The following is a 13,082-nucleotide window of genomic DNA, read 5'->3' as shown; positions in this document are numbered from 1 at the left end:
AGGCTGCATCATGAGCGCCACCGTCAATCCGCCCGTCGTCTTCACCCAGGACGAGCTCGGCTGGGTGTCGTGGATCGATCCGCTGCCCGAGGCCGAATTGACCGAACGGCATTTCAATGGCCTCGTCGACCGCGCCCGTGCCAAGTCGGAATACTTCCGCCTTCTGGTGCGCGATCCCGAGGTGCTGGAAGCCCGCACCAAGACCGACAAGGACATCTTCTACAACGTCGCCGACGGCCTGCCGCGCGCCGAACGCGAGCTCGCGGCGGCCGCGACCTCGCGCTACAACGGCTGCATCTATTGCGCGTCCGTGCATGCGCGTTTCGCCAGCACCTATTCCAAACGCCGTGACGACGTGCAGCGTCTGCTCGACGAGGGCATCAAGGCCGATCTCGGCGAGCGCTGGAACGCGGTGGTCAAGGCGTCAGTGGCGCTGGCCGCGACGCCGATCGCGTTCGGTCCTGACAATATCGAGGAGCTGCGCCGCGCGGGTCTCGACGATGCCGAGATCGTCGATGTCATCAATGGCGCGTCGTTTTTCAACTGGGCGAACCGGCTGATGCTGTCGCTCGGTGAGCCCTCGAAATAGGCATCTTCACTGGCACAAGAATTGCCGCTTGTTTGTAACATCTGACTGGATGGAGCCGTGCATGAGCAACATCGATCGTCGTACCCTGGTCAAGGGCTCGCTTGCCGCCATGATGGCGGGAGCGGCCGGTTCGCGCACCGCCATCGCGCAATCCTCCGAGCCGATCCTGCTCGGTGTCAGTGGTCCCCTGACCGGGCCGAACGCGCAATATGGCACGCAGTGGAAACAGGGCTTTGATCTCGCGCTCGACGAGATCCAGGCCGCCGGCGGCATCAATGGCCGCAAGCTCGCCTATCAATTCGAGGACAGCCAGAGCGATCCCCGCCAGTCGGTCGCGATCGCCCAGAAATTCGTTTCCAATCCGGCCATCGTGCTGGAGCTGGGCGATTTCTCCAGCCCCGCCTCGATGGCGGCTTCGCCGATCTATCAGCGCGCCGGCCTCGTGCAGTTCGGCTTCACCAATTCGCATCCTGACTTCACCAAGGGCGGCGACTTCATGTGGAGCACCTCGGTCAGCCAGGCCGACGAGCAGCCGCTGCTGGCGTCCTATGCGGTGCGGCGCCTCAAGCTGAAGAAGCTCGCGGTGCTGCACCTCAACACCGATTGGGGCCGCACCAGCCGCGACTATTTCGTCAACGCCGCCAAGGAATACGGCGCCGAGATCGCGGTCACCGAAGGCTATATCGCCGAGGAGCGCGACTTCCGCTCCACGCTGGTGCGCGTGCGTGACGCCAATCCGGACGGGTTGATCCTGATCTCCTATTATTCCGACGGCGCCCTGATCGCGCGTCAGGCACGCCAGGTCGGGCTCAAGCAGGTGATCTGTGCGGCAAGCTCGGTCTATTCGCCGAAGTTTCTGGAGCTGGGCGGCGAGGCGGTCGAGGAAGTCCACGTCGGCACGCGCTACTTCCCGGAAGACCCGCGGCCCGAGGTGCAGAAGTTCATTGCCGGCTTCAAGAAGAAGTACAATGGGCTCGAGCCCGACGCCTTCAATGCTTACGCCTATGACGCGATGAACATGGCGGCTGCCGTGGTGAGGATCGGCGGCACCGACCGCAAGGCGATCCGCGATGCCTTCACCAAGGTCAAGGACGTCCCGAGCGTGATCTTCGGGCAGGCGACCTTCGACGTCGCGACCCGCCGCGTCAAGGGCGCCATGAATGCCGAGCTCGTCGTGCGCAAGGGCCAGTTCGCGCTCTGGGACGGCAAGCCGACCTGACCTGACTTGACGGCCGGGGCGGGGGTCCCGGCCGCTTCCCTCTCTACGCGGTGATATCAGCGTGTCTTCCTGGCTCGACTACACGATCAACGGGCTGATCGTCGGCAATGTCTACGCCCTCGTTGCGGTCGGGCTCGCGCTGATCTTCGGCGTCAGCCGGCTGATCAACTTTGCCCAGGGCTCGATCTACCTCGTCGGCGCCTATATCGGCTGGGTCGCGGTGGTGCAGCTGCATACGCCGTTGCCGCTCACGATCATCGTGGTGGCCGTGGCCGCCGCGATCGTCGGGCTGATCATCGAACGGTTCGGCCTGCGTCCGCTCCAGAACTCCGTGCGCATCGCGCCCTTGCTCGCGACCATCGGCATCAGCTTCGTGCTCGATCAGCTGGTGATGCTGACGTTCTCGCCGAATCCCCGCGCGCTGCCGAGCCAACTGCCTGACGTGCGCTTCCAGGTCGGCGGCGGCACGATCGGACCTCTTGATCTGCTCATCGCCGGAGTCGGCCTCACCAGCGCGCTCTTGTTGTTCGTGTTCCTGCGCTACAGCAAGCTCGGCTGGGCGGTGCGCGCCGCCTCGCAGGACCGCGACGCCGCCATGCAGATGGGCGTCGACGTCAACCGGGTCAATCAGGCCGTGTTCGGCATTGCCGCTGCGCTCGGCGGCGTCTCCGGCATGCTGGTCGGCATGTACTACAACCAGATCGACACCGCGATGAGCCTTCAGGCGACGTTGAAGGGCGTCGTTGCCGAAGTGGTCGGTGGTGCCGGCAACGTGCCGGGCGCCGTGATCGGCAGCCTGTTGCTCGGACTGGTCGAGAGCTACGGCGTCGCCGTGTTCGGCACCAGCTACCGCAATCTGTTCGCTTTCCTGTTGCTGGTCGTCGTGCTGGTGCTTCGCCCGAACGGCCTGTTCGCCAGCGCGCGGCAGGCGCCGCCCGAGCCGCTCACCGGCACCTTCATTGCGCCGAGCCGTCCGGTGCGCATTCCGCGCTGGGCGCTGCTGGTTGCAGCCGCGATCTTCGCGATCCTGCCGCTGTTTCCGGTGTCCTTCTACGTGCTCCAGACCCTGATCAACGCCTGGCTGCTCGGCATGCTCGCACTCAGCCTGACGCTGGTTGCGGGCTCGGTGGGGCAGGTCTCGCTCGGGCATGCCGCGCTGCTCGCGATCGGCGCCTACACCTCCGCACTGCTGTCGCTGAATTTCTCCGTCCCCGTCGGCTTCGCCATCATCTGCGGTGGCCTGATGAGTGCTGCGCTCGGCACGGCATTGATCTCGCCGTCGTTTCGCCTGCGCGGGCACTATGTGTCGATCGCGACGCTCGCCATCGGCGAGATCGTGTCGCTGGTGATCCTGAACTGGGAGAGCGTCACGCGCGGCCCGATCGGCATCTCCGGCATTCCGCCGCTGTCCCTGTTCGGCTACGATCTGATCAGCCCGAATTCGATCTACTGGTTCAGCTTCGTCGTCATGGTCGTGCTGGCGCTGCTGCAGGGCCGGTTGCTCGGCTCGCATCTCGGCCGCAGCTTCCGCGCTATCAGAGACGACGACATCGCCGCGCGCGCCTATGGCCTCAGCCTGAACCGCTACAAGTCGCTGGCCTTCATCTTCGGCGGCTTCGCGGCCGGTGTCAGCGGCGGCATCGCCGCGCATCTCTATTCCTACATCAACCACGAGACCTTCAACACGCAGCAATCGATCCTGGCGCTGACCGTTGTGATCCTCGGTGGCCTCGGTAACGTCGTCGGCGCAATCGTCGGAGCGGTCGCGCTGGTCGGTCTGCCGGAAGTTTTCCGGATCGCGGCGGAGTACCGCATCCTGATCTACGGCATCGTGCTGCTGCTGCTCGTGCGGTTCAGGCCGCAGGGCCTGTTGGGGACAATGTGATGGCGGAGCACTCATCCATGCTGTCCCTGCGCGGGCTGACGCGCCGTTTCGGCGGTCTCACCGCCGTCGACGCCATCGATCTCGACCTTCCCAAGGGCGAGTTGATCAGCATCATCGGTCCGAACGGCGCCGGCAAGACGACGCTGTTCAACCTCGTGACCGGGCTCGACCGTCCAGACGCCGGCACGGTCCACTTTGAAGGGCAAGACGTCACGGGTCTCTCGCCCGAGCGGCTTGCTGCCGAAGGCATCGCGCGCACGTTCCAGCTCGGCCGCGTGTTCGGCAATCTCAGCGTCATGGATAACGTCCTGATCGGCGCCCACACGCGGCTGCGCGCGGTGAAGCCGGCGGTGCCGGTGATCGGCCCGCTGCTCGAATTGGGGCTGGCGCTGTTGCGTCCGGCCGGCGTTAGGGACGAAGAGGAGCGGCTGCGCGAGGAGGTGAAGGCCATTCTCGCACGCTTCGGCGAGCGGCTGCTGCCGCGGATCGACCAGCCCGCCTACAGCCTGTCCTACGCCAACCGCCGCCGCGTCGAGATCGCGCGTGCGCTCGCACTGAGGCCGCGCCTGCTGCTGCTCGACGAGCCCACTGCCGGCATGAACCCGACCGAGACCGCGGAGATGCAGGCGCTCGTCGCCGAGCTGAAGGCGGAAGGGCTGACCATCCTCCTGATCGAGCACAAGCTGGAGATGGTGATGCGCCTCTCCGACCGCGTCATCGTCATGGACGAGGGCAAGAAGATCGCGGAAGGCCCGGGCGAAGAGGTGCGCAACGATCCCAAGGTGATCGAGGCGTATCTCGGCCACGGTCTGTCGGGGACGCCGGAGCTGGAGAGCGCAGTATGACGGACAAGGCATCCGAACCGCTGCTGGCGCTCTCGAACGTCAACACGTTCTACGGCCAGGCCCAGGTGCATTTCGACCTGTCGATCACGGTCGGGCGCGGCCATATCGTCTGCCTGCTCGGCGGCAATGCCAGCGGCAAGTCGACGACGATGAAGATCATTTTGGGCCTGGTGAAACCGCGTTCGGGCGACGTGACCTTCGACGGCGCCTCGCTGCTCGGGCTGACCACGCCGCAGATCGTCCGCCGTGGTATCGCCTCCGTGCCGGAGGCGCGGCGGTTGTTTGCGGACATGAGCGTGCGCGAAAACATCTTGATGGGTGCCTTCGTGCGCAACGACCGGGATACAGTGGCGCAGGATCTCGACAAGATGCTGACGCTGTTCCCGAAACTCGGCCAGCGGCTGTCGCAGCGCGCGGGCTCCCTGTCCGGCGGTGAGCAGCAGATGGTGGCAATGGCGCGCGCGCTGATGAGCCGTCCCAGGATGATCGTGATGGACGAGCCGACCATGGGCCTGTCGCCGCTCTATGTCGACCGCGTGCTGGAGCTGATCCGCACCATCAACCAGGAAGGCGTGTCGGTCTTCATGGTCGAGCAGAATGCCAGCCTCGCGCTCGAAATCGCGCACGAGGCCTATGTGCTCCAGACCGGCAAGATCGTGTTGTCAGGCCCGGCGCGGGCGCTGAAGGACGACCCCAGAGTCCGCGACGCCTATCTCGGCGGCTCCGAGGCGGCGTAGTAGGACCTCGGCCTTATGGTTCGAGACGCCCGCTGCGCGGGCTCCTCACCATGAGGGTCTGACATTATGCCAAGCAACAGAACCTCATCCTGAGGAGCCCGCGCAGCGGGCGTCTCGAAGGATGGCCGCAAGCACGGTTGCAAGGCCGCCCTGCCGAATTGCACTGGTCAGTATGACCATTTTATGGAAAGATCATACCGCTACCGCGATGGTGCGCGCAGCGGATGGAATGTTCTTCGTGACGAGATGGTCCCTGCGGGCGGTCGAGCCCGAAATGGTGCTGCTGTTCGGGGGGCTCATCGCCGCCAACATCGCCGCATGGGCCTGGGCCTTCGCGGCGTTCGGCGACCGTCCCACGGTGATGGCGACCGCGCTGCTGGCATGGGTGTTTGGCCTCCGTCATGCCGTCGACGCCGACCACATCGCCGCCATCGACAATGTCGTGCGCAAGCTGATGAATGCGGGCGATGCGCCGCGATCGGTCGGCCTCTATTTCGCGCTCGGCCATTCCACAATCGTCGTGGTCGCGACCATGCTGCTTGCGGTCGGGGTCGTCAGCCTCGGTGGCGACAGCCTGCTCAAGGAGATCGGTGGCTTGATCGGCACGTCGGTGTCGGCGCTGTTCCTGCTTGTCATCGCGGCCATCAATCTCGTCATCTTCGCCGGGCTGTGGCGGACGTTTCGCGCAGCACGGGAGCAGGGGATTCGCGACGCCGAAAGCCTCGATGCGCTGCTTGCCAATCGCGGGTTCCTGACGCGGCTGCTCGGCCCGATGTTTCGCCTCGTGACAAAGCCATGGCACATGTACCCGCTCGGCTTCCTGTTTGGGCTCGGCTTTGATACCGCGACCGAGATCGGCCTGCTCAGCGTCTCCGCCAGCGAAGCCGCACGTGGCGCTTCGCTCGCCGATGTCATGGTCTTTCCCGCGCTGTTCGCAGCCGGCATGGCGCTGGTCGACACCGCCGATTCGGCGCTGATGGTCAGCGCCTATCGCTGGGCCTTCGTCGATCCCCTGCGAAAGCTCTGGTACAACCTCACGATCACCGGCGCCTCCGTCGCGGTGGCGCTGTTCATCGGCGGCATCGAGGCGCTCGGGTTGATCGCGGACCGGCTCGGCCTGTCCGGCGGCGTGTGGACGCTGGTCGACGCCCTCAACGAGTCGCTCGCCAATGTCGGCTTCGCCGTGATCGGACTGTTCGCAGTCGCCTGGCTCGTCTCGGTCGTGCTCTATCGCCGCATGTCTGCGATCGAACCTTCACGCGCGGATGTGCTTCGAGGCACCGATGCGACCGAGGCAGCCTGAGTCTGGCCGACGCTTCGGCGGGCTGGCGGCACTCTCCGCGTTCGTCCTTCTCGCAGATGACGGCAGCGCCTTTGCACAGAGCAGTGGTGCCTCACGCGAACTACCGCCAGTCCAAGTCTCCAGCGACGAGGCACCGCGTCGCAAGAAGCCGGCCATATCGCGGCGGGCCAGCAAACCCATCCAGCCCGGCAGCGTCGTCGTCGTCTCTCCAGCCGCAACGCAAGTCACGGATGCGCGCAGCGTCGCCTCGGGCGCAAAGCGCCCGCCGAGCATGGCCAGCGAGATCACCATCTCCGGCGAGGAGATCAACGCGCGCCCGTTCGCGCGGCCGGGCGAGGCGCTCGAAGCGGTGCCGGGGCTGATCGTGACCCAGCATTCCGGCGAGGGCAAAGCCAACCAGTATTTTCTGCGCGGCTATAATCTCGACCACGGCACCGACCTTGCGATCTACGTCGACGACGTCCCGGTCAACATGCGCACCCACGCGCACGGCCAAGGCTATGCCGATCTCAACTGGTTGATCCCGGAAACCATCAGCGCGATGGATGTGCGCAAGGGACCGTACTTCGCCGACGAAAGCGATTTTGCATCCGTCGGCAGCGTGCGCATCGGCCTGATCGACCGCACCAAGGGTCTCGCCCAGATCACCGCCGGCAGCTTTGGTTATCGCCGCCTGCTCGGCATGGATTCCGCAAAGCTCGGTGACGGTTCGCTGCTCGTGGCCGGTGAAATCGGCACCTACAACGGTCCCTGGGACAATCCGGACAATGTGAGGAAGCTCAACGGCCTTATGCGCTACAGCCAGGGCACCGCGACGGATGGTCTGACCATCACCGGCATGGCCTATGCCAACAAATGGAATTCGACCGACCAGGTGCCGCAGCGCGCGATCACCGGCGGTTTTCTCGACCGGTTCGGTTCGGAGGATCCGAGCGACGGTGGCAACACCAATCGTTTCGCGCTCTCCGGCCGCGTCGCGCAGAGCGATGATGTGGGATCGTGGAAGGCCAACGCCTACGTCGTGAAGAGCCAGCTCGACCTCTTCAACAACTTCACCTATTTCCTCAGCGATCCCGTGCTCGGCGACCAGTTCCACCAGCACGACGACCGCCTGATGGCCGGCGCCAACATCTCGCGCACGCTGAACGGGTCGTTCGCCGGCCTGCCGATGCAGACCACGATCGGCCTGCAATCGCGCTATGATTCGATCGATCTGGCGCTGAGCAACACGTTCCAGCGCGGCTTGCTCTCCAGCATTCGCAGCGACAAGGTCGGCGAGGGCAGCGTCGGCGTCTTCGCCGAAAATACCGTGCGCTGGACCGATTGGCTGAGGACCACTGTCGGCCTGCGCGGCGATTACTATGCGGCCGACGTCACCTCGCTGTTCAATTCCAACAATTCCGGCCGCACTGACGCCGCGCTGGGCAGCCCGAAATTCCGCATGGTGCTCGGCCCGTTCAACCAGACTGAATTCTTCCTCGGCGCCGGCACCGGCATGCACTCGAACGACGCGCGCGGCGCGACCACGACGGAAGATCCGAGGGATCCCGCCACGCGACTTACGCCGTCGCCGCTGCTGGTACCTACAAAGGGCGCGGAGGTCGGCGTCCGCAGCAAGATCGTTCCCGGCCTCGACACCTCGCTCAGCCTCTTCATCCTCGACCAGGATTCCGAGATCCTGTTCTCCGGTGATGCCGGCGATACCTCGGCGACCCGCGCCAGCCGCCGCTACGGTTTCGAATGGACCAATCACTACCGCCCGCGCTCGTGGATCGACATCGATGCCGAGCTCGCCATGACGCATGCGCGCTTCCGCGGCACTGACAGCGAGCAGGCGGAGGTCTATGCGTCGCTCGCGGGCTATCCCGAGGCGCAGATCGGCAACGCGCCCGGCAACTACATTCCGAACGCGCCGGCGATGGTGGCCTCCGCCGGCATCACGCTCGGCGAGAAGACCGGCTGGTTCGGGGCTTTGCGCTGGCGCTATCTGGCGTCGAGCCCGCTGACGGAAGACAATGCGTTCCGCTCATCCGCGACCAGCATCTTCAACGGCCGCCTCGGCTATCGCATCGACAATGGCTGGCGCATCCAGCTCGACGTGCTCAATCTCTTCAACACACAGGCGAACCAGATCACTTACGCCTACGGTTCGCTGCTCAAGACCGATACGCTCTTCAATCTCTGCACCGGCGGCGTCGCGCCGACGGCGGTCTGCCAGAACGGCGTGATGGATTACGTGCTGCACCCGGTCGAGCCGCTGACGTTTCGTCTGACTGTGGCTGGCGCGTTCTAGGCCGAGGCCGCGCTCGGAACCTGCTCGGCCGGCAGATCATCGCCATTGGGATCGCCCGGCGCAGTCGCCCAGGCGAGTTCGACCAGCGTCACGATCCGGCGGCCGCCGCCGTCGAGCTGGCAGACGATCAGGCCCTGCTCCTCCATATAGCCGAGCAGGCGCTGGGCCCGGCGCAGCGAGTGCGAGCCGTAGGCGCGCGCGATCGCGGCATCGCCGGGACACGGCCAGCCTTCCTTCGCCGCGCGTGCGATCATCATGAACACGCCCTGCATGTCGTCGGGAAGGATCGAGGCGCGTAGCGACACATCCTGCCAGGCGTCGTCATCGGCGAGATCCGCACCGAGCCCGGCCCGCGCGTGCGTCAGCATACGGCGGAACTCGTTGAGGTCAGGCACGGCCGAGCCGAGGCCTTCGATCCGGCAGCGGACCACGAACTCCTGATAGAGCACGCCGACCGCGCGGAAGCCGGCGTCGGGCGCGGCGAGTACGGCGCGCAAGGTGCGGTCGACGCGCTCGCGCCGCTCCGCCAGTTCCTCGGCGCTGACGGGCGCCTCGACCGCCTCGGGCCGGATCTCCGGCGCGGCCGCCTTCGCGGCGCGGAGCTGCTCGAGCAGATCAGGCGCGGGCCGGCGCTGCGGCCGGCTGGCATCGGGCGGCGGCGCGGCCAGGATCACGGCGCGCATATCCTCGAGTGTCGCTTCGGGCAGCGGCATCAGCCGCGGCGTGGAGTTGCGCGCTTGGGTGTCGGTCGGGCCGATATGCAAACGCAGTGGGCGTCGCGAGAGCGCAGGCCCAAGCGCCATGAACTGTCCGCGCTCGAGATCGCGAAAGGATTCGGCCTGCCGCCGCTCCATGCCGAGCAGGTCGGCGGCGCGCGCCATGTCGATGTCGAGGAAGGTCCGGCCCATCAGGAAATTGGAGGCTTCTGCGGCGACGTTCTTGGCGAGTTTTGCCAGCCGCTGGGTCGCGATGATGCCGGCGAGGCCACGTTTGCGGCCGCGGCACATCAGGTTGGTCATCGCGCCGAGAGAGAGTTTGCGCGCCTCGTCCGAGACCTCGCCGGCGACCGCCGGCGCGAACAGCTGCGCCTCGTCCACCACCACCAGCATCGGGTACCAATGATCGCGGTCGACGTCGAACAGACCGCCGAGGAACGCCGCGGCGCGCCGCATCTGGTTCTCTGCGTCCAGCCCTTCGAGATTGAGCACGGTAGAGACGCGATGCAGCCGCGCGCGCTCGCCGGCAACCTGAAGGCCACGCTCGGTGTGATCCTCGGCCTCGATCACCAGATGGCCGAAATGCTCGGCCAGCGTGACGAAGTCGCCTTCGGGGTCGATGATGGCCTGCTGCACCCAGGGCGCGCTCTGTTCCAGCAGGCGCCGCAACAGATGCGACTTGCCGGAGCCCGAATTGCCCTGCACCAGGAGGCGGGTCGCCAGCAGTTCCTCGAGGTCCATGGCGGCCGCGGCGCCTGCCGTGGTCTGCCCCATCTCGATCGCAACCGTCATGTCCCCGACTCAAGTCCCCATCATTCGCGGACAGGGGCTTATCAACCCGGCCGGGGCGCGTCGAGCGGCACGGTGCGAATCATGCCGTGTTGCCCACGACGGAGTTCAGGCGTGATTCGATTGCCGTAGAAGTGCGGGGCGGTAGGGTGCTTGCGGATCGTCGTCCTCGTTCTCGGGGATGACGCAGGAGCCGAATTCCTGCCTGATCCGCTCGATCTCGGCGATGCGCTCGTGCAGCCGCTGCAAATGCTCGGCAGATCTTGCGCGCCAGAACCGGAAGGTGTCGGTGGTGAGCGGCAGGAACGCCGTTCCGAACGGCGTCGGCTCGGGAACGATGGTACGTCCGAGCAGCAGGAACCGGTTCTCGCCGGAGACCACGAGGGTCGCGTAGCCGCGGTTGCCGATCCGCCTGATCCCGTTCAGCGACCATTCGGCGAGCTTGCTGAAATAGGGTTCCTCGCGCCAGCGATCGGGGCAGTGGTCGTCGACCGTCACGTTCACCGCGTCCTGGCTGAAATGCACGATGATGCCGGACGTCGCCGGAAACCACGCGTCATCGAGATGACCTTGCAGCCAGGCGCAGACGAACGACCGGCACATCTGCGGGCGGCGGTCGTAGATGGTGCAGCCGGTGCCCGTCTGCCAGTGCTTGCAGAGCTGGTTCACCGGCTTGTCGACGGCAGCGACCTCGAGGATATCGCAGCATGCGTTGCAGGATCCGCACTGCCGGGTCAGCGGCGGCGGCGTTTGCCGGTTAGCCGGCCGAAATCCTTGGCCGTCGCGAATGAGGAGCTTTTGCTTCTCCAGCGTGCTCAGCGCGCGCTCGACCTTGAGGCGGGACAATCCGGTCGCGTCAACGATCCCCTTCATCGTCGTCGCGCCGGCCTCCACCGCGCGAGCGACCTGCAACGCCGTCTGATCCATCGTCTTCTACTTGTTCTTCAGCCCTTCGATCCGGTCATCGCGCTGCCCCGGAACTTGCGGAAGTCGGCGCCCGTGTGACGGCTAGCAGTCGCATGTATGCGGGATTTACGCAAACGGACTGCTGAGCGGGATGGCCCGTATTGGGCCAAATCGTAGGCCCATGCCCAAGGGCGACCCTGTCTGCATCGACAAATCCGGTCGATCAGTGCAAGCCGGCGCCGGCGCGCTGCTACTGAGCGCCGGAGCCGCCCTGCACGATCTTCTCGTTCAGCTTCAGATCCACGGTCTCGACCGTGCGATCGATCTCGGCGTTGGGTGTTCCGAGCTGATGCGAGATCAGCTTCACCAGCAGATCGACGCGCTCGATGAAGGGTGCGCCGCTCGCCACCGCACGCGCGGCCGAGGACGGCTTGAGCAGGCTCTCGGCGGCCTTGGCGTATTTCGCGAACGGCACCTGGTCCTGCGGATCGGCGCCGAGACGGCGGGCAATCGCGTCGACATGGTCGTAGATCGTCTGCGAGCGCGCCAAATCGCCGTGCACGGCGTCGCGGATCGACTGCGGCTCGTGCGGCGTGATGCAGCGATAGTTGCCGGTCAGCAGCATCGACCATTTCGCCAGCGGCACGAACAGCGAGTCGAACACTTTCAGCTTCACCGGCACGTCGTGACCGTCGAGCGTCACCGCATCGATGTCGGCTTCGAGCTCGCGCAGCACCTTGTTGTGCTTCTCGTCGGCGAAGGCCGATGCCTTGAAATTGGTGGGCAGGCCGACATGCAGCACGTTCGCGGCTTCTTCCGGCGGACGGAACGCCTGCGGGTCGGGCGAACACAGCGTTACCAGGCCGGGCTCGAAGCGCTCCCACACCTGCGCATTGGTGTAGGCCTCCTCGAGGTCCATGTCGGCGAGCGAGGGGATCCGCTTGAGATAAGGCAGTGGCGGCATGTTCATGATCGACAGGCACGGCAGCTTCGCCGCGGCGATCTTGACCATGAGAACGCGGACCGTGTGGTTGGTGTATTGCGGCTCCTGCATCGCCAGGCCGACCATGTCGTAGCGCGAGAGGTCGACATTGCCCGGCGTCACCGCGTCGAGCTTGCCGGGCAGGTCGCGCGAGAAGATCGCCCGGTGCACCGCCTCGTCGCGCAGCTTGATGCGCACCTCGGTACCGTCACGGTTGATCAGCTCGGCGGTCTTGGCGCGGCAGACCAGGGACACGTTATGGCCCGCCATCAGCAGCTTCGTGCCCAGCAGGGAGCCGTAGGAAGCCCCGAGAATCAGGATGTTACGCGCCATATTCCGTCCCTTTGAAAATGTGTGTGATTTTTTAAGCCCAGCCGTCATCAGCGGGCGAGTTGGCGGCATGTAAAGCGAAGTCCGCAGGGATGGCAACTGGGATAATGCATACAAGGTTCCGAAGGACGCCCGTTGAGGGATGCAGCGCTGCGTAATCCGGGGCGGCCGTAGCTCGCGGCAAAGAAGCCGGATTTCGCTTCGCTCTATCGGGCTACGCGAACCGGTATTGTCCGTCGGGCAAAACACCGCGCGGCTGTCAATCATTCCGCATTAAAATATTCTACTTTACCGAAATTCGGAAACGGCGTATGTGTTGCCCATCCCGGCTCATCCTTGAGGGGCGATCTTGTGTCGTCACTGTCGCGAGCCGGGCTTGCGGTGGACGCGGCAGCGTCGGGCGCGAAAGAATAGGGCAGGGCGGATTGCTCTCCGTGAGCCCAAAACTTCGTGCTGGATGAGCGGCGCTGTCAGGCTTCGTCTCGCCT

General features: G+C 65.5%; 10 protein-coding genes. 7 read left to right on the top strand and 3 right to left on the bottom strand.

Translation table 11 applies throughout. The features are described 5' to 3' along the window. Positions 1–10: 10 nt before the first annotated feature. From JQ627_RS36555 to JQ627_RS36525, 7 genes are all read left to right on the top strand, one after another. Positions 11–589 (top strand): alkylhydroperoxidase domain protein, encoded by a 579-nt coding sequence (locus JQ627_RS36555; RefSeq protein WP_212489181.1) that lies wholly within the window; start codon positions 11–13, stop codon positions 587–589. Positions 590–650: 61 nt separating this feature from the next. After that, positions 651–1,808 (top strand): ABC transporter substrate-binding protein, encoded by a 1,158-nt coding sequence (locus JQ627_RS36550; RefSeq protein WP_212489180.1) that lies wholly within the window; start codon positions 651–653, stop codon positions 1,806–1,808. Positions 1,809–1,869: 61 nt separating this feature from the next. Then, a complete protein-coding gene (locus JQ627_RS36545) occupies positions 1,870–3,693 on the top strand; it encodes an ABC transporter permease (RefSeq protein ID WP_212489179.1) in 1,824 nt (607 codons plus the stop codon). Continuing rightward, positions 3,693–4,538, top strand: coding sequence for an ABC transporter ATP-binding protein (locus JQ627_RS36540; protein ID WP_212489178.1), 846 nt, complete (start codon positions 3,693–3,695; stop codon positions 4,536–4,538). The genes JQ627_RS36545 and JQ627_RS36540 overlap by 1 nt, the downstream gene beginning before the upstream one ends. Next, the gene (locus JQ627_RS36535) at positions 4,535–5,275 is read left to right on the top strand and encodes an ABC transporter ATP-binding protein (protein WP_212489177.1); all 741 of its coding nucleotides are present in this window, start codon (positions 4,535–4,537) and stop codon (positions 5,273–5,275) included. Before JQ627_RS36540 ends, JQ627_RS36535 begins: the two co-directional genes overlap by 4 nt. Before the next feature lie 229 nt (positions 5,276–5,504). Next, complete coding sequence (locus tag JQ627_RS36530; protein ID WP_409363839.1) at positions 5,505–6,578, top strand: HoxN/HupN/NixA family nickel/cobalt transporter; 1,074 nt, start codon at positions 5,505–5,507, stop codon at positions 6,576–6,578. Beyond that, complete coding sequence (locus tag JQ627_RS36525; protein WP_212489176.1) at positions 6,559–8,871, top strand: TonB-dependent receptor; 2,313 nt, start codon at positions 6,559–6,561, stop codon at positions 8,869–8,871. Before JQ627_RS36530 ends, JQ627_RS36525 begins: the two co-directional genes overlap by 20 nt. On the opposite strand, the gene JQ627_RS36520 is transcribed toward JQ627_RS36525, so the two are convergent. The 3 genes from JQ627_RS36520 to JQ627_RS36510 all read right to left on the bottom strand — a co-directional run bounded on the left by JQ627_RS36520 (position 8,868) and on the right by JQ627_RS36510 (position 12,597). Then, the gene (locus tag JQ627_RS36520; protein WP_212489175.1) at positions 8,868–10,379 is read right to left on the bottom strand and encodes an ATP-binding protein; all 1,512 of its coding nucleotides are present in this window, start codon (positions 10,377–10,379) and stop codon (positions 8,868–8,870) included. The two genes, JQ627_RS36525 and JQ627_RS36520, sit on opposite strands and share 4 nt — an antisense overlap. 105 nt (positions 10,380–10,484) lie before the next feature. Beyond that, positions 10,485–11,303 (bottom strand): YkgJ family cysteine cluster protein, encoded by an 819-nt coding sequence (locus JQ627_RS36515; protein ID WP_212489174.1) that lies wholly within the window; start codon positions 11,301–11,303, stop codon positions 10,485–10,487. Positions 11,304–11,532: 229 nt separating this feature from the next. Next, positions 11,533–12,597, bottom strand: a complete 1,065-nt coding sequence (locus tag JQ627_RS36510) for a ketopantoate reductase family protein (protein ID WP_028154283.1) — start codon at positions 12,595–12,597, stop codon at positions 11,533–11,535. Positions 12,598–13,082: the final 485 nt, after the last annotated feature.

Origin of the sequence: Bradyrhizobium liaoningense, assembly GCF_018130785.1 — a bacterium.
GTDB classification, from domain to species: domain Bacteria; phylum Pseudomonadota; class Alphaproteobacteria; order Rhizobiales; family Xanthobacteraceae; genus Bradyrhizobium; species Bradyrhizobium liaoningense_A.
The sequence above is the reverse complement of the archived record's forward strand: the minus strand, read 5'-3'. Positions and strand labels throughout refer to the sequence as shown.

Excerpts from the sequence above, each read along its gene's own strand:
- JQ627_RS36555 (WP_212489181.1), top strand. The coding sequence starts at position 11 with ATGAGCGCCACCGTCAATCCGCCCGTCGTCTTCACCCAGGACGAGCTC.
- JQ627_RS36550 (WP_212489180.1), top strand. The coding sequence starts at position 651 with ATGAGCAACATCGATCGTCGTACCCTGGTCAAGGGCTCGCTTGCCGCC.
- JQ627_RS36540 (WP_212489178.1), top strand. The coding sequence starts at position 3,693 with ATGGCGGAGCACTCATCCATGCTGTCCCTGCGCGGGCTGACGCGCCGT.
- JQ627_RS36535 (WP_212489177.1), top strand. The coding sequence starts at position 4,535 with ATGACGGACAAGGCATCCGAACCGCTGCTGGCGCTCTCGAACGTCAAC.
- JQ627_RS36530 (WP_409363839.1), top strand. The coding sequence starts at position 5,505 with ATGTTCTTCGTGACGAGATGGTCCCTGCGGGCGGTCGAGCCCGAAATG.
- JQ627_RS36525 (WP_212489176.1), top strand. The coding sequence starts at position 6,559 with ATGCGACCGAGGCAGCCTGAGTCTGGCCGACGCTTCGGCGGGCTGGCG.
- JQ627_RS36520 (WP_212489175.1), bottom strand. The coding sequence starts at position 10,379 with ATGACGGTTGCGATCGAGATGGGGCAGACCACGGCAGGCGCCGCGGCC.
- JQ627_RS36515 (WP_212489174.1), bottom strand. The coding sequence starts at position 11,303 with ATGGATCAGACGGCGTTGCAGGTCGCTCGCGCGGTGGAGGCCGGCGCG.
- JQ627_RS36510 (WP_028154283.1), bottom strand. The coding sequence starts at position 12,597 with ATGGCGCGTAACATCCTGATTCTCGGGGCTTCCTACGGCTCCCTGCTG.